This window comes from Bradyrhizobium sp. T-12 (genome assembly GCF_058314695.1).
On record NZ_CM177756.1, the window covers coordinates 4,422,847 to 4,445,388 of the forward strand.

The 22,542-nt window shown below is 61.9% G+C and carries 19 protein-coding genes; 10 read left to right on the forward strand and 9 right to left on the reverse strand.

Annotated features, from left to right (window positions below):
• Window positions 1-15: 15 nt before the first annotated feature.
• Genes AC0WRY_RS20955 through AC0WRY_RS20970 form a run of 4 tightly spaced genes read right to left on the reverse strand, consistent with a single transcriptional unit; the run spans window position 16 to window position 3,689 of the window.
• Entirely contained in the window at window positions 16-927 is a 912-nt protein-coding gene (locus tag AC0WRY_RS20955) for an SDR family oxidoreductase (protein ID WP_210346975.1), read from the reverse strand.
• A gap of 21 nt (window positions 928-948) precedes the next feature.
• Window positions 949-1,731, reverse strand: coding sequence for an SDR family oxidoreductase (locus AC0WRY_RS20960; RefSeq protein ID WP_194402672.1), 783 nt, complete (start codon window positions 1,729-1,731; stop codon window positions 949-951).
• Window positions 1,728-2,774: a phosphotransferase family protein gene (locus AC0WRY_RS20965; RefSeq protein WP_194402673.1), complete on the reverse strand. Its 1,047-nt coding sequence runs from the start codon at window positions 2,772-2,774 to the stop codon at window positions 1,728-1,730. The genes AC0WRY_RS20960 and AC0WRY_RS20965 overlap by 4 nt, the downstream gene beginning before the upstream one ends.
• An 18-nt stretch (window positions 2,775-2,792) precedes the next feature.
• A complete protein-coding gene (locus tag AC0WRY_RS20970) occupies window positions 2,793-3,689 on the reverse strand; it encodes a crotonase/enoyl-CoA hydratase family protein (RefSeq protein ID WP_194402674.1) in 897 nt (298 codons plus the stop codon).
• 84 nt (window positions 3,690-3,773) lie between these two features.
• Here AC0WRY_RS20970 and AC0WRY_RS20975 point away from each other — a divergent pair, with 84 nt between their 5' ends.
• Window positions 3,774-4,379, forward strand: coding sequence for a TetR/AcrR family transcriptional regulator (locus tag AC0WRY_RS20975; protein ID WP_194402675.1), 606 nt, complete (start codon window positions 3,774-3,776; stop codon window positions 4,377-4,379).
• 38 nt (window positions 4,380-4,417) lie between these two features.
• Window positions 4,418-6,043, forward strand: a complete 1,626-nt coding sequence (locus tag AC0WRY_RS20980; protein WP_194402676.1) for an AMP-binding protein — start codon at window positions 4,418-4,420, stop codon at window positions 6,041-6,043.
• Window positions 6,044-6,053: 10 nt separating this feature from the next.
• On the opposite strand, the gene AC0WRY_RS20985 is transcribed toward AC0WRY_RS20980, so the two are convergent.
• The gene (locus tag AC0WRY_RS20985; RefSeq protein WP_194402677.1) at window positions 6,054-7,106 is read right to left on the reverse strand and encodes a hypothetical protein; all 1,053 of its coding nucleotides are present in this window, start codon (window positions 7,104-7,106) and stop codon (window positions 6,054-6,056) included.
• The gene (locus AC0WRY_RS20990; RefSeq protein WP_194408347.1) at window positions 7,103-7,735 is read right to left on the reverse strand and encodes a TetR/AcrR family transcriptional regulator; all 633 of its coding nucleotides are present in this window, start codon (window positions 7,733-7,735) and stop codon (window positions 7,103-7,105) included. The genes AC0WRY_RS20985 and AC0WRY_RS20990 overlap by 4 nt, the downstream gene beginning before the upstream one ends.
• Window positions 7,736-7,834: 99 nt before the next feature.
• Here AC0WRY_RS20990 and AC0WRY_RS20995 point away from each other — a divergent pair, with 99 nt between their 5' ends.
• The 5 genes from AC0WRY_RS20995 to AC0WRY_RS21015 are packed head-to-tail and all read left to right on the forward strand — an operon-like array spanning window position 7,835 to window position 13,192.
• On the forward strand, window positions 7,835-9,004 hold the full coding sequence (locus tag AC0WRY_RS20995) for a CaiB/BaiF CoA transferase family protein (RefSeq protein WP_491120762.1): 1,170 nt from the start codon (window positions 7,835-7,837) through the stop codon (window positions 9,002-9,004).
• A 17-nt stretch (window positions 9,005-9,021) separates the two neighbouring features.
• Window positions 9,022-10,242, forward strand: coding sequence for an ABC transporter substrate-binding protein (locus tag AC0WRY_RS21000; protein ID WP_210346977.1), 1,221 nt, complete (start codon window positions 9,022-9,024; stop codon window positions 10,240-10,242).
• Between the two features lie 21 nt (window positions 10,243-10,263).
• Window positions 10,264-11,037: a crotonase/enoyl-CoA hydratase family protein gene (locus tag AC0WRY_RS21005; RefSeq protein ID WP_194402679.1), complete on the forward strand. Its 774-nt coding sequence runs from the start codon at window positions 10,264-10,266 to the stop codon at window positions 11,035-11,037.
• A 2-nt stretch (window positions 11,038-11,039) separates the two neighbouring features.
• A complete protein-coding gene (locus AC0WRY_RS21010; RefSeq protein WP_194402680.1) occupies window positions 11,040-12,053 on the forward strand; it encodes an NADPH:quinone oxidoreductase family protein in 1,014 nt (337 codons plus the stop codon).
• A complete protein-coding gene (locus AC0WRY_RS21015) occupies window positions 12,050-13,192 on the forward strand; it encodes a CaiB/BaiF CoA transferase family protein (protein ID WP_194402681.1) in 1,143 nt (380 codons plus the stop codon). Before AC0WRY_RS21010 ends, AC0WRY_RS21015 begins: the two co-directional genes overlap by 4 nt.
• Before the next feature lie 852 nt (window positions 13,193-14,044).
• On the opposite strand, the gene AC0WRY_RS21020 is transcribed toward AC0WRY_RS21015, so the two are convergent.
• Window positions 14,045-15,628 (reverse strand): winged helix-turn-helix domain-containing tetratricopeptide repeat protein, encoded by a 1,584-nt coding sequence (locus tag AC0WRY_RS21020; protein WP_194402682.1) that lies wholly within the window; start codon window positions 15,626-15,628, stop codon window positions 14,045-14,047.
• Between AC0WRY_RS21020 and AC0WRY_RS21025 the strand changes: the two genes are divergently transcribed.
• Window positions 15,566-17,134: an FAD-binding oxidoreductase gene (locus tag AC0WRY_RS21025; protein WP_491120765.1), complete on the forward strand. Its 1,569-nt coding sequence runs from the start codon at window positions 15,566-15,568 to the stop codon at window positions 17,132-17,134. The genes AC0WRY_RS21020 and AC0WRY_RS21025 overlap by 63 nt on opposite strands.
• Window positions 17,135-17,158: 24 nt before the next feature.
• The gene (locus tag AC0WRY_RS21030; protein ID WP_491120767.1) at window positions 17,159-18,379 is read left to right on the forward strand and encodes an MFS transporter; all 1,221 of its coding nucleotides are present in this window, start codon (window positions 17,159-17,161) and stop codon (window positions 18,377-18,379) included.
• A gap of 102 nt (window positions 18,380-18,481) precedes the next feature.
• Here AC0WRY_RS21030 and AC0WRY_RS21035 read toward each other — a convergent pair whose 3' ends face one another.
• Complete coding sequence (locus tag AC0WRY_RS21035) at window positions 18,482-20,044, reverse strand: winged helix-turn-helix domain-containing protein (protein WP_491120769.1); 1,563 nt, start codon at window positions 20,042-20,044, stop codon at window positions 18,482-18,484.
• A 108-nt stretch (window positions 20,045-20,152) separates the two neighbouring features.
• On the opposite strand from AC0WRY_RS21035, the gene AC0WRY_RS21040 reads away from it, so the two are divergent.
• Entirely contained in the window at window positions 20,153-20,614 is a 462-nt protein-coding gene (locus tag AC0WRY_RS21040) for a cupin domain-containing protein (RefSeq protein WP_194402685.1), read from the forward strand.
• 287 nt (window positions 20,615-20,901) lie between these two features.
• Here AC0WRY_RS21040 and guaA read toward each other — a convergent pair whose 3' ends face one another.
• A complete protein-coding gene (guaA, locus tag AC0WRY_RS21045) occupies window positions 20,902-22,500 on the reverse strand; it encodes a glutamine-hydrolyzing GMP synthase (RefSeq protein ID WP_194402686.1) in 1,599 nt (532 codons plus the stop codon).
• Between the last annotated feature and the right edge of the window lie 42 nt (window positions 22,501-22,542).

The window sequence follows — 22,542 nt, forward strand, 5'->3', positions numbered from 1 at the left end:
TCGTGGAATGAGGTGCTAGAACCCGATAGCTTGAGCCATCTTCCGACGAAAGTCGGGCCTATCAGCCAAGGGGTCCGTCGGATTGCGCTGGCAAATGATGTCTTGCATCCTCCGCTCCACCGCGCTCATCGCCTGAGGATGTGAGTAAATGTAGAATCGGTCCTCGCCGATGGCGTCGAACACCATGCGCGCGACTTCGGACGCCGATACTTTGCTGTGTTCGACAGCATGCACATTCATCTGGTGCGCGATTACCTGAGCGTTCGTCGGTGGCCGCTCGTCAACCAGCTCTTTAGGTCGATTGCGGTCGGATCGCGCGATACCCGTCGGGACAAAGAACGGGCAAAGTACCGAACAGCTCACTTGATCGGTCACCAGTGCCAGGTCGTGGTAGAGCGTCTCGCTTACCGAAACGACGGCATGCTTCGTCGCGCTATACGTGCCCATCAGTGGAGCGCTGACGAGGCCGGCCATCGATGCCGAATTGATTATTCGCCCGCGATACCGAGCATCCGATCGGGCCGCCTCTAGCATCAGCGGCGTAAAATGACGGATGCCGTGCACCACGCCCCAAAGATTCACTCCCAACGTCCAACGCCAATCGGTCTCGGAGGTCTCCCATACCAGCCCGCCACCGCCGGCAACGCCGGCATTGTTGAAAAGCAGGTGAACCGCTCCGAACTTTGACAAGGAATCCTTGGCGAGCGCCTCGACTTCGCTGGACTGCGAGACATCCACGCGGCGCGCGACCGCCGGAGCGCCCATGCGCTCAATCTCCGAAAGAGTGCCCGCCAAGGCATCGTCTTGAACGTCGGCGAGAACGACCGACATTCCGCGCCCTGCCGCTGCGACGGCGAATTCGCGGCCAAGTCCCGAACCCGCGCCGGTGATGACGGCAACCTTTCCGGCCAGGTCGTGCATTCCCATGTCAAGTTTTCCCTTCGCTGGTCAAACAGCCGTCGCCCCGCCATCTACAGCCAGTATCTGGCCCGTGATGTGCCTGCCCGCCTCGGATGCGAACAGAGCAACGGCGCCCTTCAGATCCTCGTCACCGCCCAACCGCCCCAATGGAGTGTCCTGCAGCACTCTGTCCCCAATTTGCTTGAGGACGCCGTTCGACATCTTGGACGGGAAGAACCCTGGCGCGATGGCGTTGACCGTGATGCCTCGCGGTCCCCATTCCGCGGCCAACGCCCGAGTGAAGTTGACTACCGCTCCCTTGCTGGTGTTGTACGCTATCGTCTGGTGGGTACCGGGCGGGTTTCCGATCAGGCCGGCAATGGATGCCATGTTGATTATGCGGCCGCGGTTCCGCGGTATCATGGAGCGCTTGCCGATCTTCTGGGTCAGAAGGAAAAGCCCGCGCACATTGAGATTAAAGACCTTGTCCCACGCCTCGATGGGATGATCCTCAGCGGGGGCGCCCCAGCTCGCGCCCGCGTTGTTCACCAATATGTCCACGTGTCCAAGTTTCTCGATCGCCTTGTCGGCTAGTGCCTCGATATCGCTGTCCCTCGATGCGTCGGCAGCAACCCACTCCACCGAGATACCTCTCTTAGCAAGCAGGTCACTCGTCGCCGAAAGTTCCTCCGAACTCCGAGCCGATAGCACTATTTGGGCTCCAAGATCGCCTAGTACCTCGGCAACCTGCAGCCCAAGTCCCCGCGAGCCGCCCGTCACCAATGCGGTCCTGCCCTTGAGATCGAACAGCTTGCCGACTTCCTCTTTCATGCCGCTCCCCTTCCGCTTTCGTCACACGCCACCCGCCATCCGAGTTCGGCGACTCTCGGCGGCAGTTTTCCCCTTTCCTTGGCCTTGGGACTCGATGCCGTTCCTTGTTCGACCCGGTGTGCTATGCCCTGCAAAATTGCGGCAAGGCGGAAGTAACCGAATGCCAGGTAGAACCTCCAGTGATCGTCAACGGAGAAGCCGGTTCGCTCGAGATATCTGGCGAGGTACGCAGGTTCGGTGGGGATCCCAAGGCCGGGTAGATCGGCCTCCGCAAGTCCGAGAAGGCCGTCCGGCGGGTTTCGCCAACTCATCATGTGGTAGCCGAAGTCGATCAGCGGGTGACCTAACGTCGACAACTCCCAATCTAGCACCGCCAACGCCTCCGGCTTCGTTGGATGGAAGACGATGTTGTCGATCCGGTAGTCTCCATGCACGATGCAGGTCTGATCCGACTGCGGCGCATTTGCGGGTAACCACTCGATCAACCGCTCCATCGCGGTGATCGTGCCTCTTTCGGATGCACGGTATTGCTTCGTCCAGCGTCCGATCTGCCGCTCGAAGAAGTTTCCAGGCCGACCAAAGTCGTCCAAACCCAAAGCCTGATAGTTCAACGAATGTAGATTCGCGACGACACGGTTCATCTCGTCGTAGATCGCAGCCCGTTCGCCCGTACCAGCCTCTGGAAGCGTCTGATCCCAGAATATTCGTCCCTCGACATACTCCATGACGTAGAACGAGCGGCCGATGACCTCCTCGTCCTCGCATAGATGGTACATCTTCGCTACCGGCACATCGCTGTGAGCCAGAGCGGATTGCACGCGAAACTCTCGTTCGATCGCATGGGCGGACGGCAGTAGGCTGACTTTCGGGCCTGGCTTGGTCCGCATGGCGAAGACCCTCGAACGCGTCTTCAACCGGTAGGTCGGATTCGACTGACCGCCGGCGAACTTTTCGATCTCGACGGCGCCTTGAAAGCCGTCGATCCGAGTTTTCAGATAGTCGGCCAACGCCCCGGCATCGACGGGGCGAATTGCGCTGGACATCGACGAGCTCCCAGAGGCCTAGTTGCGGCCATCCATCTCGTTGATCAGCTTCCGCGCCTCATCGCGTTCCGGAATCGGGCGTCCGCTGTCTCGCCATTCGATGGCCGCCTTGAAGCCATGCTTCTGCGAGTACCGCCTGAACCACAAGCCCTCCGGATTGTGACGCGTGATGCCGTCGAACAGGGTCGCAAGCGACTGTGTTTGCTCAAGACCCATGGTCAGCATGACTTGGTTGACGACCATCTTGTGCATGGCGAGATGGCTCTTCGGAACGCCAGCGATCCGGTCGGCAAGTTTTCGTGTCGCCGCCTCGAGCTGCTCCACTGGAACACAGACGTTCGCCAATCCCCAGTCCGCCGCCTTGCGGCCGTCGATCATGTTCCCGGTGAACATCATCTCCTTGGCGCGCGTGGGGCCGAGCTTAAAGGTCCACATCGCGGTAGTGGGGCAGCCCCACACGCGCGTAGGCATGTAGCCGATCCGGGCGTCCTCGGCGATCACCATCAAGTCGCAACACAGCGCGATGTCGCTGCCGCCTGCGACCGCGGCGCCGTGAATCTTGGCGATGGTCGGTTTGGAGCACTTCCACAAGCTCATGAAGTGTTCGGTATTTTTCTTCATGTACGCGTAGTCGACCATCGGATCCCAAGGCTCACTTTCCTGCTGGCAGGGGTGCTCGATCTCGCTTTCAGCGTAGGCGACCAGATCATATCCGCCGCAAAATCCCTTGCCTGCGCCTTCGATGACGATGACGTGCACGTCGTCGTTCTTCTCCGCCCACTCGATGGCGGACCGGATTTCTCCGGGCATCGCATCGTCGATGGCGTTGAACCGACCAGGGCGGTCGAGGACGAGACGGGCGATATTCGGCGCTTCCTCGCGGACCGCGATGCTGAGAGTCGAGAAATTCGGCATGGTGACCTCCCGGGTATATAACAGTCAGCATTGACTGTAACAGCTTTTATGATACAGTCAACGCTGACTGTTTAGGAATGCGCCATGCCAAGAATTGCGAAAAACGGTATCCCGGACGGAACGGTCGAGACTACGCGATCGCGGATACTGAACGCTGCCGTCGAAAGCTTGATCGAAGTCGGAGTCGCCGGCACGACGACCCTTGCCGTTCAGCACCGAGCGGAAGTCAGCCGTGGCGCGCTTCTCCATCACTTTCCTACGCATGCAGCGCTGTTGGCCGCGAGCGTCGCCGAACTGGTAAGCCGGAACGAAAAAGCTGTCTCGCAGGGACGTGCCGGCGCGGGGCCGGCAGACACTCTGGTCTCCGCGGTCGAAGCGCTTGCCTTCGCTGCACGTCAACCGGCCTATCTCGCCGAACTCGAACTCTGGGCTGTGGCCCGCACCGATGCCGCCTTGAAACAGGCATTGACCGCGGCCGAGCGCGGTGCGCGGCGCGATCTTGAACGGGTCTACGTCCAGCTGTTCGGCGAGTGGACGGATTCCGAAGCCTACGACGACGTCGTAGCGCTGACACTCCACTTCATTAGGGGGCTCGCGATCTCCGAGAACCTTCGAAGTTCTCCGGGACGACGAGAGCGACTTGTCACTATCTGGGCAGACGCGATGCGAACACTGCTCGAGGCGAAATAGAAGATACGGCAGAAATCAAGAACCCGAGGGAGGATAGAATGGGTACGACGAAGCTTCTGGAATCCTATTGGCCGGCGGACACAACGCGCGCCATTATCGACGCCAGCATTGGGACGACACTCGCCAAGACGGCAGCCGAAGTTCCCAATCGTGTCGCGTTGATCGAGGTCGTGCCGGCATCCGTACCCTCGCCTGTTAATGCCTCAAGAACCGACCGGCACTGGACGTACTCCCAATTGCAGGACGACGCGAGCCGCTGCGCGAGCTGGCTACTCGCAAAGTTCAAAACGGGCGACCGCATCTGCGTCTGGGCGCCCAACGTCCCCGAATGGGTAATCCTGCAGTACGGCGCCGCACTCGCCGGCGTGATCCTTGTGACGGCTAATCCGGCCTTCAAGCCTAGCGAACTGGAGTTAGTGCTGCGTCAGTCCAAGTCTTCCGCCCTCTTCCATCTGTCGAGCTTCCGCGGTGTCGATACCGGTGCGGTCGCCCATGAAATGGAGAAGCTCGGTCTCAAGTGCTACGCTTTCGAGGGGTGGCTCGACGAGATTCGGAGCACGCCGACATCGACACTGCCGACGATCGCCCCGGGTCATGCCGCTCAGATCCAGTACACTTCCGGAACGACAGGCCGTCCCAAGGGCGCCCTGCTCCATCACCGCGGCCTGGTGACGAACGCAAGCTACGTTGCGGCCAGGGCCGGACTGGAAAACAGCGTGCTGCTCAGCCCGATGCCGCTCTTTCACACGGCGGGGTCTGTGATGAGCGTTCTCGGCTCCATGACCTCGCGCGCCACGCTTGTGCTGCCGCTGTTCTTCGATCCGCCCACGGTCCTTCAGGCCATCGAAGCTACAAGAGCCGAGATCATGTTCGGTGTTCCCACGATGCTGCTCGCTCTGATCGACGCTATGAAGACGGCACCACGCGACCTTTCGTCGTTGCGCCTCGCATTGTCCGGTGGCGCTCCGGTCTCTCCGGAGATACACCGGCGGGTGAAGGACGCTCTTGGCCTTCCTGTAGTCACGGTCTTCGGCCAAACCGAGCTCAGCCCCATTATCGCGCAGACGAGTGTCGAAGACCCTAAGACAGAGCTTGTGCACACTGTCGGAAAACCGCTCTGGAATGTCGAAGTACGGATTGCAGATCCGATTGATCTGCGCGTGCGACCGATCGGCGTGGAAGGCGAGATTCAGGCTCGAGGCTATCAGACAATGATCGGCTATTTCGACGCTGCAGAAGACACGCGCCAAGCCATCACGACGGACGGGTGGCTACGAACGGGCGACCTTGGAACGCTCGATGAGCGTGGGTACCTGCGCGTTACCGGCCGGCTGAAGGACATGATCATCCGCGGCGGAGAGAACATCTATCCCGTCGAGGTCGAAGCCTGCCTTCTGAAGCATCCTGACGTGGCAGATGTTGCCGTGTTCGGGGCACCAGATGAAAAGTGGGGAGAAGTCGTAGCGGCCGTCGTCCGCTTGTCACCAAACGCGTCCGGCCGCGCGGAGAAGCTGATCGAGCACTGCCGTGGGGCAATGGCGCACCACAAATCGCCGACGCTCTGGTTCGCCTGCAACCAGTTTCCGCTGACTGCGTCCGGCAAAGTCCAGAAATTCAGACTCCGAGAGGCTTTGGCTGCCGGGGCGCTCGACAAACTGGATTAGCGAACGACACTTAGCAGAAGCGCCACGCCCAGTAGGCGTCGCCCCGATCCCGTCGCTCGGTGATGTCGATTCTCATGAAACGGTCGTGCGCCAATGCGGCGCCGACCCAGAGTTCGTTCCAGGCGTCGAACACCGCGGGCGACAGACTCTCCCGTTCCGACATCAGACGCCACGAAGTCTGACGGACGATGAAGGCGTTTCCGTCCTGGCTCAGTTCGGCATCGTCGCCCTGCCCGCGCGCGATCCGGACGAACGCCTTCGCAAATCCGGCCGCGCCCGGCTCAACGCCGCCGAGGTGGGTGGCGACTTGGTCGAACGTGTGCATACCGATCAGCCTGGCCGCTGCACCCGCCAGATGTCCGCCCTCGTCCGGCCCCAGAGCGGCAATGGTCTCCGGGACGATCGAGGTGATGTACTCCATCGAGTAGTTGCGCAGCACCTTGAGCAGGCGATCTTCGGGCCAAGTGTTTTCGGGAAGCTTGGGAGCGCGCTCGGGATCGAAGGCCGGGCAACGCTCTCCGGGGGAGAACTGTAGCCGCTCCTCTGGAGCCAGATCGCGGTCCCACTCCTTGTAATATCCCTCGAGACCGGGCTGCCCGTCGACGGTCTGCCCGGTGCATACGAAGCCCAATCTGGGATTGCCGAGAACGACGCCGTTATTGGCGTGCCATCCTCGCAGCATCGCGCGCGATACGTCGGAAGGAATGCCGCAGATCGCTGTCCCCGACCAGATCCACCGCGGGGGAGGATACCGGACCCATGCCTTCTTGTCGCTTTCGTAGATGTATTCGACCTTAACGCCGCCTACCTGATTGGACAGGTAGTGATACTGCGCGCAGGCCACGGCGTTCGGCAGACCATCGAGTCCAAGCTTTTTCAAACCGGGAAGGAACCGGGCCAGTTGCTGGCGGCGAAAGGTGCGGAACACGATTTCTGCGGCTCGCTGCGGCCCGGCTTGCGACGACACTTTGAGAATGAGCCCGGTCAGGTAGGAGTGATAGATCAGGTCTATCGCCCGATACGCCGCGACGTCAGCACTGGCTTCGTGACTTTTCGTCTTCACTTTTTTGCCTCCAGGCCGGCCGTGACGAAATCCGCGATCGATTGAGCCAACTTCTTCTTGTTTGCCTGCGTTTCGCCGTCGCGCGGCTGATACCAACGAGACGTCCAGTTCAAGGCGCCGAGCAGCGGCTTGGCAGCGAGCTTCGCGTCGACGCTGCGGAAATCTCCTGAAGCGACGCCTTCCTTGATGACGCGAATATATAAATTCTCATTGGTCTCCCGCAGCGCGGCCACTTCCGCGAGTTCCGCTCGTTCGCTCTCGTTGGTGCGCTCGAGCAGGTGCATTTCCAGGCCCTGCGCGATCACCCGAAGGTAGGGAAGATGATCGATGACCAGCAGCGTGTGCGCGAGAGCCATGCCGTGAAGGCGCTGACGCGGGGCGACTTGCAGTTCGAAGGACGGGCGGATCGCTGCGTTGGTCAGCTCCATCCCACGGCGATGGACCGCAAAAAACAACTCGGATTTGCTGCGATAGTAGTAATAAATCGCTCCCTTGGTCGAGCCGATCTCATCGCTCACCCGGTCAAGCGAGGTCGCGGCGAATCCCTGCCTCATGAACGCGCGCGCGGCTGCGTCAAGAAGTTCGACGCGCCGGTCTACCAGCGGTTCTCCAGCTTCGACCTTGCCCATCTTGCTCAACGATCTGCTCCCCTTGAACGATGTTGACAGTCAAACATACTACTCGGTATCCTGCAACATACTACTCGGTATCTAGGGAGGATGCCGCCGATGCTGGACGACTACGCCGGCGTACGCGTGCTTGACGTCAGTCAGGGCTTTGCCGGCCCCTATTGCGGCGCGATCCTCGCGCGCGGCGGCGCGTCGGTAATCAAGGTCGAACCTCCGTCTGGCGACTGGGCGCGCGCGATCGGGGGCTCCGTCGATGGACACACGGCTTTCAGCCTGGTCCCAAATATCGGCAAACGCGCCGTTTGCATCGACGGGACCAAGGAGCAAGGCCGCGCCCTGCTGACCAAGCTCGCCAAGGGCGCCGACATCGTCATCCAAAACTTCAGGCCGGGTGTCGTCGAACGTCTTCAGATCGCCGACCACCAATTGCGACCCGAAAATCCGGATCTCATCTACGTCTCGATCCTCGGCTTCGGCGCCGGCCCCTACGAAAAGCGACCGGCCACAGACACCATCATTCAAGGCTTCACTGGAATGATGGAAATGAATCGGGACGCTCAAGGCACACCACGACGCATCGGAATGTTGGCGGTCGACACGGCCGCCGGCGTCTATGCAGCACAACAGGTAGGCGCGGCCCTCTATCGCCGGCTCACTAAGCGAGGCGGGCAGCACGTCAAGATATCGCTGGTCGAGGTCGCAGCCGCCTTTCAAGCGATGCCGATCGTCGACGATGCGTTGCGTCGGCGCGGCCAGCCAAATGTGCCCTTGAGTGTTCCGATCGGAACTTTCGCGACTTCGGACGGGCACATCAATCTTTCCTGCGTTTCAAACGCGATGTTCCAAGGCATCTGCACGGCCCTCGGTAAGGCCGATTGGATTTTGGACCCAAGATTCGCAACGGAATCCAGTCGCCTCGATCATGCAGGCGAGATCACCATGGAGGTCGCGCGCATCCTCCGTACCAAGCCCAGCAAATACTGGATCGGGGCGTTCGAACGGCAAGACGTACTGTGCGGTCCAGTGCAGGGTTACAGAGAGTTCCTCGACGATCCGCACGTCCGCGGATCGGGGCTGCAGGCGACGCTGCAAGGCGGCGCATTCGAAGGATTGCCCCTTACGCTGCTTCCCGGAAGCTCGGCCGTAGGCACCCGCCTGCGCGCTCCGCCCCGACTGGGCGAGCACACAGTGGAGGTGCTCGCAGAACACGGCTATTCGCAATTCGAAATTGAGCGCTTCGTCGCGGACCGGACGATCGTACAAGCTTAAAACGAAGGGAGAAGGCAATGAAAAAGAACTCCATCACTCTCACGTTCGGGGTAGGCCTGGTTGCAGGCCTTATGTCATCCTCGGCTCTCGCTCAGGTGTCGGACAATGTCGTCCGCATCAGCATCCTCAACGACATGACCGGCATCTACGCTGATGCCGGCGGCAAGGGATCCGTTGTCGCCGCCGAACTCGCAGCCGAAGACTTCGGTGGCAAGGTCGCTGGCGCGAAGATCGAGGTCGTGTCGGGCGACCACGCCAACAAACCCGACATCGCGTCGAACCTCGCAAAGAAGGCTTACGACGCGGAAGGTGTCGATGTGATTGCCGACGGCGGCTCGTCCGCAGCGGCTCTGGCGATGCAGAACGTTTCGCGCGACAACAAGAAGGTTATATTGCTATCAGGCCCGGCGACGGCGGAGATCACGGGCAAGGCCTGCTCACCCTACAGCTTCCACTGGATGTACGACACCTACGCGCTCGCTGCGGCACCACCGGAAGGCGTCCTGAAGCGCGGCGGCGACACCTGGTTCTTCATCACGGCCGACTATGCATTCGGCAAGTCGATGGAAGCCGAAGCGACGAAACGGGTCCAGGCCGGCGGCGGCAAGATCGTAGGCGGCGTGCGTACGCCGCTCGATACGCCCGACTTCTCGTCGTATCTGCTGCAGGCGCAGGGATCTGGCGCCAAGGTCATGGCGCTGGCGACCGCAGGTAGCGACACCAGCAACGCCATCAAGCAGGCGCAGGAGTACAAGGTGATCGGCCCGAACACGCAGGTCGTCACGTTCCTGATGTTCATCAACGACGTGAACGCCATGGGTCTGAAGGACGGACAGGGTTTGATCTCGTCGACGACCTACTATCACGATCTCGACGATGGTAGCCGCAAGTTCGCCAAGCGCTTCTGGGACAAGATGGGCCGGCCGCCGTCCATCGTTCAAGCCGGCGTCTACAGCTCGGTCGTGCACTATCTCAAAGCGATCGCGGCGACGAATACCGATGACGCTGAGAAGGTCGCGGCAAAGATGCGCGAGATGCCCGTCGAAGACGGATTTACCCACGGCGCAAAGATCCGGGCGGACGGTCGCCTGCTGCGCGATCTCTATGTGACCGAGGTCAAGAAACCGGAGGAATCGAAGGGTCCTTGGGACTATTGGAAGATCGTCGCGACGATCCCCGGCGACAAGGCCTGGCGACCGGTCGAGGAAAGCGAATGCCCGTTGCTCAAGACCCACTGACCTGCTGAGGTTGATCGAAGAATGGCAGACGACCCGAAGCTGTTGATCGAAAACGACGGGCCGATCACGGTCATCACCATCAATCGTCCTGCCGTCCGCAACGCCCTCGACAACGAGACCGCCGCAGCGCTCGCGAAGGCGCTGCGGGACTTCGACTGCAACGAAGGCCAGGCCGTAGCGGTGCTGACCGGTGCGGGTGGGCATTTCTGCGCGGGCGCCGATCTGAAGGAGCTCGCCGCGGGCCACGAATACAAACCGTGGGCCGGCGATCCGGAGGGACCGTGCCACGGCATCTTGTCGAAGCCCGTAATCGCCGCCGTTGCGGGCTACGCGTGCGCAGGAGGGCTCGGGGTCGCCCTTAGATGCGATCTCCGCGTCGCCGAGGAGACTGCCACCTTCGCCGTTCTTTCTCGGCGCTGGGGCGTTCCGATGAGCGACGGAACCACCGTTCGGCTACCGCGCCTCATTGGCTCCGGCCGGGCACTCGACATGCTTCTGACGGCACGAAAGGTCTCCGGGACCGAAGCTTTTGCTATAGGGCTAGCCGACCGACTTGTCCCGACGGGCGATGCCCTGAGCGCCGCGGTGGAAGTCGCACGGCAGATTGCTGCGTTTCCGCAAATCGCGATGCGTTCGGACCGCATGTCGACCATCCGACAGTGGAACCTGTCGGAGAAGGACGCCATCGCTCTGGAGACCGAACTCTCCGTCGAAGCTCGCGCCAAGGAAGCACAGGCTGGTGCCGGTCGCTTCGCCGCCGGAGCTGGTCGTCATGGTCAGTTGGGAAAGAATTGACGATGCGCGCGGTGATAGGACATCGCTTTGGTGGAATCGACGACCTCGTCTACGAGGATATCGACTCTCCGAAGATCGAGCCCGGTGCCATCCGCGTCTCGGTACGTGCCGCTGGCGTAAGCTTCGCGAACCTGCTTTTCATCGCCGGCAAGCATCAGAACAGGCCGTCAATTCCGTTCGTGCCCGGCACCGAGATCGGCGGCGTCGTCAGCGAGATAGCGCCCGACGTTAGGACCGACCTCAAGGTGGGCGACCGTGTCTGCGCGGGTCTTCCGTCCGGCGGCTTCGCCGAAGAAGCGATCGTCGATGCGGCCAATGTCTTCCGCATCCCCGATTCCCTGAGCTTCGAAGGTTCGACGCTTTTCCCGACCATTTACGCGACGGCTTATGCCGGCCTCAAATGGCGCGCGAACCTTCGATCCGGCGAAACCCTGCTCGTCCACGGCGCGGCCGGCGCCAGCGGCTTGGCCGCCGTCGAGGTCGGGCGCGCTTTAGGGGCAACGGTCATCGCGACCGCCGGAGGCGAAAAAAAGATCGAAGCGGTGAAGCGGTACGGCGCCGATCACGCCATAGACTACCGCAGAGGCGGCTTCCGAGACCGCGTGCTGGAAATCACGGGCGGCCGCGGGGCCGACGTGGTGTTCGACCCGGTGGGCGGCGACGTGTTCGACGAATCCCTTCGTTGCGTCGCTCCGCTCGGGCGGTTGATTCCGATGGGCTTCGCCGCTGGTCGTATTCCGGAGATCCCGGCGAACATAGTCTTGGTGAAGAACCTCACCGTGATCGGTCTGTACTGGGGATTCTATATGGCTTGGGGCAAAACCAAGGCTGATGCCGAGCTGCGCGAGCAGGTCCGCGCCCTTTATGGAGAGATGTTCGATCTCTACGAATCCGGCAAACTGCGCGCGCCCGTGGACGGTTCGCTGCCGCTGTCGGACTTCTCGACGGCGATGCGTCGAGTAGAAAGCCGCGGGGTCATCGGCAAAATCGTCCTGATACCGGAGCAACGCACATGACGGCATCCCTCCAGCCGACCCACGAAGCGCCGTTTCGCGGACTGCGCGTCCTCGATTTCGGTCAGGGCGTGGCATCTCCATACGCGGGCTATCTCCTCGCCGCCAACGGCGCCGACGTGATCAAGATCGAACCTCCCGAAGGCGATTGGTCGCGTCGGCTAGGGACGACCTACGGCAGTCATTCGGCATTGTCGGCAGTTTACAACCGTGGCAAGCGCAGCCTCGTTCTCGATTTAAAGAAGCCCGAGGCGATCGCGACCGCCCGTAAGCTGGCCGCAGAAGCCGACGTGCTGGTCGAAGGCTTCCGTCCGGGGGTGATGGGTCGCCTCGGCCTCGGATACGACGCGCTGAGCCGCGACAATCCCCGCCTCGTCTATCTCTCGATCAGCGGCTTCGGGCAGGACGGTCCCTACGCGCAGCGTCCCTGCTCCGACTCCGTTGGCCAGGCATTCGCCGGCCTCGTTTCGGTCAACGTCGGCGCCGACGGGATCCCGCATCGGGTCGGGGCCACGCTTTCCGACGTCTGCACGGGTCTATACGGATTTCAGGCCGTTTCGACAGCGCTGTTTGCCCGCAGCGCTGTCGGCAATGGGCGGCACATAGACGTCAGCCTCTCGCAATCGACGGCGGCCCTGTTGGGTCACAAGTTCGCGGAGCACGTTCTCGAAGGCGGCGCGCCTCGCCTCCTCAACGTGCCGGCCGGCAGCTACCGGACGAGCGACGGTTGGATCATGGTCACCCTTGTGACGGAAGCGCAGTACGGGCGGCTCTGCTCCGCCCTGCAGCGGGAGGACCTTGCCAAAGATCCGCGGTTCGCCAGCTTCGCACTGCGCGCCGATTGCGCCGGCGAGCTGGCCACCGAACTTCAAAAGGTTTTCCCGACCGACACCACGGCGTCATGGCTTAGAAGACTTCATGCGTTGGACATCATCGCCGACCGAATTCTGAGCCCTTCTGAATGGGTAGCCAACGAACAGGTCGAGGCCACCCGCGGCGCGCTCCGCACAGAAACTCCTAACGTCGGAGGCGTTGTGGCGGCACGAACCCCAGGAAAGGCGGCCGACCTCGAGGGGGATCTGCGTCCGGCTCCAGATGTCGGACAGGACTCTGCAGCCATCCTTTTGAGCGGCTGGAGTTGAGCATTGCCGTGATACCTCCACGACACGAACGCGGCCCCGGGAAAGCTTCACGAGCGGGAGCCTAGGTGTTCGGAGACCTGCTTTCCGCTGAGGCGCATCGATGCGACCGCGCCGTCTACGAGAACCACTCTCTTGATTGTCTTTCCTTGAACAAGCATTCGAGCCGCGTCGCCAACGTTTTTCCAGCGATTGGCGTCCGCCGCGGCGACTGGCCGCCCGCCTTTTCAGAACCGCGCCGAATACACGCTGGAATGCGCAACGTTACTGGCTTAGCGAAAGTAGAATGACAGCTTGATGCGATCAGGTTAAGTGAGGTCACGACTCTGGAGAGTGCCCGGCTATGAACGCAAATGCGGCGTGCCCAACTAAACTCTACGCTAAAGCACGCTGTAGCGGCCGTTTCCACTACTCCCACTCAATCATTTAGGAAGACGCTTTTGCGTTGATTTCCAAGCACAAATCTTTAACGCTGACGGTCTAATGCCGACGGTATACCCGCCCGAATTTTTCGGTCTTGAGTTCACAGGAAAATTTGCAAGGCTCTGAGGGTTGGCACCTTCAGCAAGTATCGGAATCAATCGACGCACTAGACGTACACCAAGTCGGAACGGCCTCCTCTAGGGCTTTCGCCGATTATCACCCGATACCGTCAGCGGGCACTCGGACAGTCAATTGATAGCTCGTTTGCGCCGATACCCGAACAGGCCATACCGGCCTTGCCGACCCTGACGCCGTAGCGTAGCGCCTTGCCGCGTTCCTGCATAAGTTAGAGGAAACGGTTCTTCGGGAAATTGCGTCACTCGATCGGAGTACTCACCGCAACGTCCGTCGCTGTTGCCAACAACGTTGTCACTATCCAGAGTTGGAGAGTCCATCACTTAGGCCGGCTTTGCGAAGTCCGTCTAGGAAATGATCGCGGTCGGCGGGGTCTCTATACCTGTTGGCGCGCATCCGGGCGAGGTCGAGCGTGTTGAGGGGCAGAGCTTCGCCGTTCTCACTCAATTCCAGACATCGCTCGCGAATGAATGCGTGCGCTTCGAAACTCGCTTCCGTCAGTCGATCGGTTTGCGCATAGCACGCCGCTAGGAGCGCATGGGACCAGCGGTCGCTCGATCGCGCTTCCCTGAGAACGTTGATCGCCTGTTCGTAGTCGCGAGCGGAATAGAGCGCCAGCGCGTGGTACCAATGGTATATGTTGGGGGGAAATGGGTTTAGCCGTTTGGCCGATTTGATCCATGCAAGCGCGTCCTGCCAGCGTCCCCAGTAGACCAGAATATTTGCAAAAGCGGCGGTGACATCAGCGTCGTTCGGATTGAGCGCCAGAGCGCGTTTGAAATGAGTTTCGGCCTCTTGATCGCGGTTTTGCAGGAAAAGAAGTTGTGCGAAGACGCCGTGCGACCAGGCGTCGTTCTCATCAAGATAGAGGGCGATCTCGATCTCGCGACGACCATCCTCCAGTGGAGGGGCGGCGGGTGATTCCAGAAACGCAGCGCAGACGACCGTCCAGGCTATATTGGCGTGAGCGCGCGCATAGGCTGGATCGAGCTCCACAGCCTTCCTGAAGTAGGCTTGCGCCTCATCCATACTCCTGACAGTCAATTGACGCCATTTCTCGTTTCCCAACAGGACGAGATCGTAGGCCGTGATGTTCGAGGTCTGCTTGCCCCTCGCGATCTCGCGGCCCGCGTCCTCGAGGCGGCCGGGCAGCGCCGAGACGATCTTGCCGACGATTTCGTCCTGGATGGCGAATATGTCCTCGATCTCGCGGTCGTAGCGTTCCGTCCAACGGGTGAAGGCGCTCGCGGCATCCAGAAGCTTGACGGTCACCCGCACCCGTTTCTCGATCCGGCGTGCGCTCCCTTCCACCACATATCGTACGCCGAGTTGGCGTCCGACCTCTCTGATGTCGGACGAACTTCCCCGATAAACAAAGCTGGAATGGCGGGCCACGACGAAGAGCGAACGGAAACGCGACAATTCCGCAATGACGTCTTCCGTGATCCCGTCGGAAAAGTAGTCCTGCGCGGGATCGCCGCTCAAGTTGGAAAACGGCAGCACGGCGATCGATGGTTTGTCGGAGGTCGCGGACGGGAGCCACGTTTGCCGGCTGCCATCGGGCAAGGTGGCGGCCGGCGGGCCGACATAGCGGTAACCGCGGCGTGGCAGCGTCTCGATCCAGCTGCTGCCGCCTTCGACGGCGGCAAACGTCCGGCGCAGAGCGGCTATCTGTACGGTCAGATTGCTTTCCTCGATCGCCAGCCCCGGCCAGGCCGCCTCCATCAAGGCGTCCTTGGCAACCGGCTTACCCGCTCTTTCCAGAAGCAGCCGAAGTAGCGCGACCGCTCGCCCTCCAAGAGCGACCGGCTCGGCTCCGTGAAACAGCGTGTCGGCGTCTGTCTCGAGACGAAATGGACCAAACTGGTAGATCGTCGCCATTGCCTAGAGAGACCATTTTTGGCGAAATTTGCAACTTTTTCCGATCGGATTCAGGAATCGATCCGGCGCTCCGTGAGAAGGTGGCCTGGGCATTCGTGGCGAGGAGCAAATCGGATGGAGCAGCGACAGCCATATGACGACCTGATGGGCAAATCGAACGCCGAACCGCGGTCCACCCCACAGCTACGGCTCAAGGGCAATGTGGTCCTCAAGGGGAGCGCCGGTTACGACGAGGCGCGCAAGGTCTGGAATGGCGCCATCGACAAGCGGCCGGCCATGATCGCCTATTGTGCCGGTGCCGAGGACGTCGCTCGAGCCGTCGCATTCGCAAGATCTCATCGCATCTGCATCGCGGTCCGCAGCGGCGGCCACAATGTCGCCGGCCTGTCGGTCTGCGACGGCGGCATGGTCATCGACCTGTCGCACATGAAGCAGATCGAGGTAGACCCGGTCCGCCGGGTCGCGCACGCGGAGGCCGGTCTCAACCTGGGCGAGTTCGACAGGGCGACACAGGAGCACGGCCTGGCGACCACCATGGGCGTCAACAGCGATACCGGTATCGCCGGGCTCACGCTTGGCGGCGGCTTTGGCAAGCTCGGACGCAAATACGGGCTGACCTGCGACAATCTGATTGCCGCCGAAGTGGTGACAGCCGAGGGAAAGGTCCTGAGGGCCAGTGCGACCGAACACCCCGACCTCTTCTGGGGCCTTCGGGGTGGCGGCGGCAATTTTGGCATCGTGACCGCATTCGAATATCGGCTTCATTCCATCGGCACCTCGCTGCTCGTCGCGTCAGCACTGCATCGATATGATCAGGCGCGCGAGGCCATGCGCTTCTATGATGAATTCGCCCGCCGCGCTCCTGACGAAGCGAACGTCGATGCGGCCCTGGTAACGCTGCCGTCCGGCGAACGATTCTTCAGCATCTCCGGCTGCTATGTCGGATCGCATCATGATGGTGAGCGAGCCCTTTCCCCGATCGTCAAGTTCGGCGCGCCCGTCGAGACCAGCCTCGCAAGGGTCCCTTATCTCGAGATTCAGTCGGGAGGCGATGCCCTGTTTCCGCGCGGACGTCGCTATTACTGGAAGGCGCAGTTCCTGCGCGAGGTCGGTGCGGGCGCGATCGACGCGCTGCTCGACGCCTATGCGAGAGCGCCCAACACCTCGTCGCTATTGGTTTTCCAGCACGTTGGCGGCGCAATCGCGCGGGTTCCAACGCCCGACTCGCCTTACGCAAACCGCGATGCAGCGTTCGACTGCTTTCCGGTCGCGATCTGGGAAGATCCGGCCGACGACGACGCGAACATGCGTTGGGCGCGCGAGCTGTGGAGCGCCGTCAGGCCCTATTCGACTGGCGGCGTCTACGCCAACAACCTCGGTGATGAGGGCGAGGATCGTGTCCGCGACGCCTATGGCGAGAACTATGCGCGGTTGGCCGCGCTCAAGACCAAATACGATCCGACCAATCTCTTCCGTCTGAATCAGAATATCCGACCGATGACATAGTTCGCGGTATCGGGGAAAATCCAAATGCGAAGCCGCTGGACCATTCTTGCTGCCCTGTTCATCGCGCGTGCCGCCATCGCTTTCCAGTTTCAGAGCATCGCGGCGGTCGCGCCACAGCTCAGCCAGAGCCTGGGTGCGAATCTGGCCGATATCGGCGTTCTGATCGGACTCTATTTTGCCCCGGGCGCTGCGCTTGCGCTGCCCGGCGGCGCGATCGGCCGCCGCTATGGCGACAAGATGACGGTCCTTGCCGGGCTCCTGCTGATGCTGGCAGGCGAGCTGCTGATGATCACGTCAACGTCATGGAGCACGCAGATCGTGGGCCGGCTGACGGCCGGCATCGGCGGCGCTCTCCTGAACGTTCTGATGACCAAGATGGTCGCGGACTGGTTTGCCGGTCGGGAGATCGCCACCGCGATGGCCATCTTCATCAACTCATGGCCGGCTGGCATCGCAGCCGCTCTCATGCTGTTGCCAGCAGTCGGAGCCACGTTCGGGCTCCATGCCGTCCATCTCGCCGTCGCAGGGGTGATCCTGATCGGCCTCTGCCTTATCGCTTCGGTCTATCGCACGCCAGATGCGATCGTCGCCGTTGAAGGCGAGCGCGGCAGCCTGACCGCCGATACGATCTGCGCCGTGATTGCCGCCGGCTTGATCTGGTGCCTCTACAACATCGGTTTTGCGATGATCTTCAGTTTCGGCCCGTCGATGCTCGTCGAGCAAGGCTGGTCGGGTGCAGCAGCCGGATCAACCATCAGTATCGTGCTCTGGCTCGCCGCCCTTTCGGTTCCGCTCGGCGGCTTCCTCGCCGATCGGACCAAGCGCGGCGATGCCATCCTGGCGACGGGCTGCAGCTCTTTCGCTCTCCTGACCCTTGTCCTGTCGCGAAGCGGCACGGTGCTTCCCATCGTCGTCGCTCTTGGAATTGTCTGTGGCTTGCCCGCCGGTGCGATCATGAGCTTGCCTGCGCGTGTGCTCGATCAGAAGATGCGGCCGATCGGAATGGGGATATTCTACACGGTCTTCTACGCCGGCATGCTGGCGGGACCTGCGATCGGAGGAAAGCTCTCCACGTCGGCCGGCTCCGCGCGCGCCGCGCTCGACTTCGGCGCTGTCGTGCTCCTGGCTTGTCCGGTCGTCCTCTGGCTGTTCCGCCGTATCGTTGCCCGCCGGGATCGGCAGGCCGTTTCACCGACGTCCGACGAAAAGCGGGACCTCCTCACAAATGAGGCGGGTCGTTCCTGAGCAGACAACGGCGCATCCGCGCCAAAACAAACACGTCCCTGCAGTTCGCGCGGTCTTTGCAGGTCGCCGGCGGTCAGAGATGTAAGCTCGTCGAAACCCGGGCTATTCCGGCAATCCGGCATCCCGCAGTGCGCCGCCGAGAGCCTCCGCGAGCGCTGGCGCACAGTTTACACCAGCAAACTGACGGCTGTAGCGAAAGGCCGGCTGGAGCTCGAGCACACGCGCGGCGGCCGCCCTCGCTTCGTCGAGCCGGCCAAGTTTGGCCAGTGCGGCGGCCAATTGCACATAGGTGATGCTATGTGCCGGATTGGCTTGGACGGATCTGTAGGCCGCACGACAGGCTTCGTCGTAACGTCCGCGCAGCAAATGGCTCATTGCTTGCGCGTCAAACGCGGCCCAGGCCCACGAGTCGAACGGGCTCAGCCGCAGACCCTGCTCGCTCCATTCGATCGCGCGCTCCGCTTCGCCGCCCCATCCCAGAATAACGCTGCCGAGAATGTAGGTCAGCGCCGATGAGGGGCTGATGGCGAGGGCAGCTTCCAACGCTGCAAATGCGGCGGCGCGATCGTGCGCATCCATGCCGATGGAAAATCCAGCCCATGTCAGAGCGAGTGCATCGTCTTGTCCATGGACAATGGCCGATCGGGCGTGGCGGATCGAAGCGGCACGGTTGACCTCCTGCAGGCCGGCGCGAAGGAACAGGCAATGGTGACACATCGCGGCATTGCCATGCGCCAGCGCATAAGCCGGCTCGAGTGCGATCGCACGCTCGAGAAGCGCAAGCGCTCTCGTCACTTGCTCCGGCATGCCTGAATCGACGTCAGGCTGGGCTCGCAGCACGAGATCGTAGGCATCGAGACTGTCAGGTCGTTTCCGCCTGACACGTTCGATTTCGGCTTTCCGCACGCTCGGCGCAATCGCGCCCACCGCCGACAGCGCGATCTCGTCCTGAATTGCGAAAATATTGTCGGAGCTGCGGTCGTAGCGCTCGGCCCAGACGTGGGCGCCGGTCGAGGCGTCGATCATTTGGCTGGTCACGCGCACGCTGCCGCCGGCCTTGCGCACGCTGCCTTCGAGCACATAGCGCACGCCAAGCTCGCGGCCGACCTGCTTCACGTCCACGGCACGGCCCTTGTAGTTGAAGGTCGAGTTTCGCGCGATGACGAAGAGCCAGTTGATGCGTGCGAGACCGGTGATGATGTCGTCGACCATCCCATCGGCGAAGTACTCCTGCTCCGGATCGCCGCTCAGGTTCGAGAACGGCAGAACGGCGATGGACGGTCTGTCGGGCAAGGGCGGTGCCGATGTGGCGCGGGCGGCAGCCGACGCATCGGGAACATTGGTAACAACGGCCGGTCCGATATACCGATAGCCGCGCCGCGGCAGCGTTTCGATCCAGGTCTCGGCATCCGCCGCCTCCGCCAGCACCCGGCGCAAGGCGGCGATCTGAACCGTTAGATTGTTATCGGCAACCGCCAATCCACCCCAACCGGCCTCGACCAAGGCGTCTTTGGACACCGGTACGCCCGCGTTTTCGAGCAGCCGGCGCAGCAACGCGACGGCGCGCTGCCCAAGCATGGTTGGTTCGGCCCCTCGGTATAGAATGCCCGCCTCTAGGTCGAGGCGGAACGGGCCGAACTGGTAAAGGTCGCCCCTGACTGTCATTCGGCGATTTTAGCAGATTTTTGGGAACGGATTCACGACATCCCGGCACGGACGGCCGATGTTGCACAAGTGCTTGCAGGAATTAGCATTTGGTCAATGGAGGATCACATGAGCGCCGATGCCGTCATTCGCATGCCCGATGAGACGAAGGGGGTCATCCTGCGTGGTCACCCTATGGTGTTCCTCGTCACCAGCGAAAATACCAAGCACACGAGCATGTTCGACTGGACGATCCCGGCGGGGTTCGCCACAGGGCGGCATGTTCACCGGGTGCAGGAGGAGACCTTCTACCTGCTCGAAGGCGAGTGTGAGTGGCATGTCGGCGACAGGACAATCCGCGCAACACCCGGAACCTATCTGTTCATCCCGCCGGGAGTGCCGCACAACATCACGAATATCAGCGAGAAGCCGGCTCACGTGCTGATGACCGTTTCTCCGCCCGGCCACGAGCATTATTTCGAAGAGCTCGCGAAACTCGCAGCGCAGGGGGCGCCGGATCCAAAGGTGCTCGCCGATCTGCGAAACCGCTACGATACAGATCAGCTCTCGGCTTTGACGACTCGCGCGTAAGCCTACGTCCCAGCGTTCGAAGGCAGCTTTGGCCCGCTGGCGACCTCACGATGGGCGCCGATGTCCGGTTTGCCCCAAAACCCGTCGGTGCTCCTGGCCAGGCCTTAAGCGCCCGACCCTTCTGTACGATCGAGCGCGCTGCGATACTCCATCAGTGAAGACGCAATGGATTTCGGACCTCTGCTGGGATAAGCCAAGCTCACTGCTTCGGTCAAAATTCTCAACGCGAAGGAAGCGAGAACAACTCGACCAAACTACGCCAAACTGCGCCACAGCCGCCGACTACCCTACTCCCACTCAATCGTCCCAGGCGGCTTGCTCGTCACGTCGTACACCACCCGGTTCACGCCCTTCACTTCGTTGATGATGCGCGTCGCGGTCTCGCCGAGAAACTTCATGTCGAACTGGTAGAAGTCCGCGGTCATGCCGTCGGTCGACGTCACGGCGCGAAGGCCCACGACGTAGTCATACGTGCGGCCGTCGCCCATGACGCCGACGGTCTTCACCGGCAGCAGCACGGCAAAAGCCTGCCAGATCTCGTCGTAGAGGCCGTGCTTGCGGATCTGGTCGATATAGACGGCGTCCGCCTTGCGCAGGATGTCGAGCTTGTCCTTCGTGATATCGCCGGGGCAGCGGATGGCAAGGCCGGGGCCCGGGAACGGGTGGCGGCCGACGAAGATTTCGGGCAGGCCGAGTTCGCGCCCGAGCTTGCGCACCTCGTCCTTGAACAGCTCGCGCAAGGGCTCGACGAGCTTCATGTTCATGCGCTCTGGGAGACCGCCGACATTGTGGTGCGACTTGATGGTGACGGAGGGGCCGCCGGTGAAGGAGACGCTCTCGATCACGTCGGGATAGAGCGTGCCTTGCGCCAGGAAGTCGGCGCCGCCGATCTTCTTGGCCTCGGCCTCGAACACCTCGATGAAGAGGCGCCCGATGGTCTTGCGCTTGGTTTCGGGGTCGGTGACGCCTTCGAGCTCGCCCAAAAACTGTTTCGAGGCATCCACGTGCACCAGCGGGATGTTGTAGTGGTGGCGGAACAGGTCGACCACCGTCTTGGCCTCGTCGAGGCGGAGCAGGCCATGATCGACGAACACGCAGGTGAGCTGGTCGCCGATGGCCTCGTGGATCAAGACGGCCGCGACGGCGGAATCGACGCCGCCGGACAGGCCGCAGATCACCTTGCCCTTGCCGACCTGCTGGCGGATCTTTGCGATTTCCTCCTCGCGGAAGGCGCGCATGGTCCAGTCGCCGCTGAGGCCTGCGATCTTGCGCACGAAGTTGCGGATGAGTTTCGCACCGTCGGGCGTGTGCACCACTTCCGGGTGGAACATCAGGCCGTAATATTTGCGCTTCTCGTCCTGGATGATCGCGAACGGTGCATTCGGCGAGGTGCCGGCGACGGAGAAGCCCGGCGGCATCTTGGTGATGCGGTCGCCATGGCTCATCCAGACCTGGTTCTTGCTGCCTGAGGACCAGACGTCCGCGAACAGCTGGCTCTCGGCCTTGACCTCGACATCGGCGCGGCCGAACTCGCGGTGATGGCCGCCCTCGACGGTACCGCCAAGCTGCTCCGCCATGGTCATCTGGCCGTAGCAGATGCCCATTACGGGCACGCCGGAATCGAAGATGGCTTGCGGGGCGCGCGGCGAGCCGGCCTCGTGCACCGATTCGGGACCGCCCGAGAGGATCACCGCTTTCGGCTTCATTTCGTTGAAGGCGGCTTCGGCCTTGTTGAACGGGACGATCTCGCAATAGACGCCGTCCTCGCGCACGCGACGCGCGATCAGCTGCGTCACCTGGCTGCCGAAGTCGACGATGAGAATCTTGTCGTGCGCCGAGGCCACGGAGGGCGTCGACGCGGAGCGGTCGTTCTGTGCTGCTGTCATGGCCAGCAAATACGCTGGCGCGGCCCTGCCCGCAACCGCGCC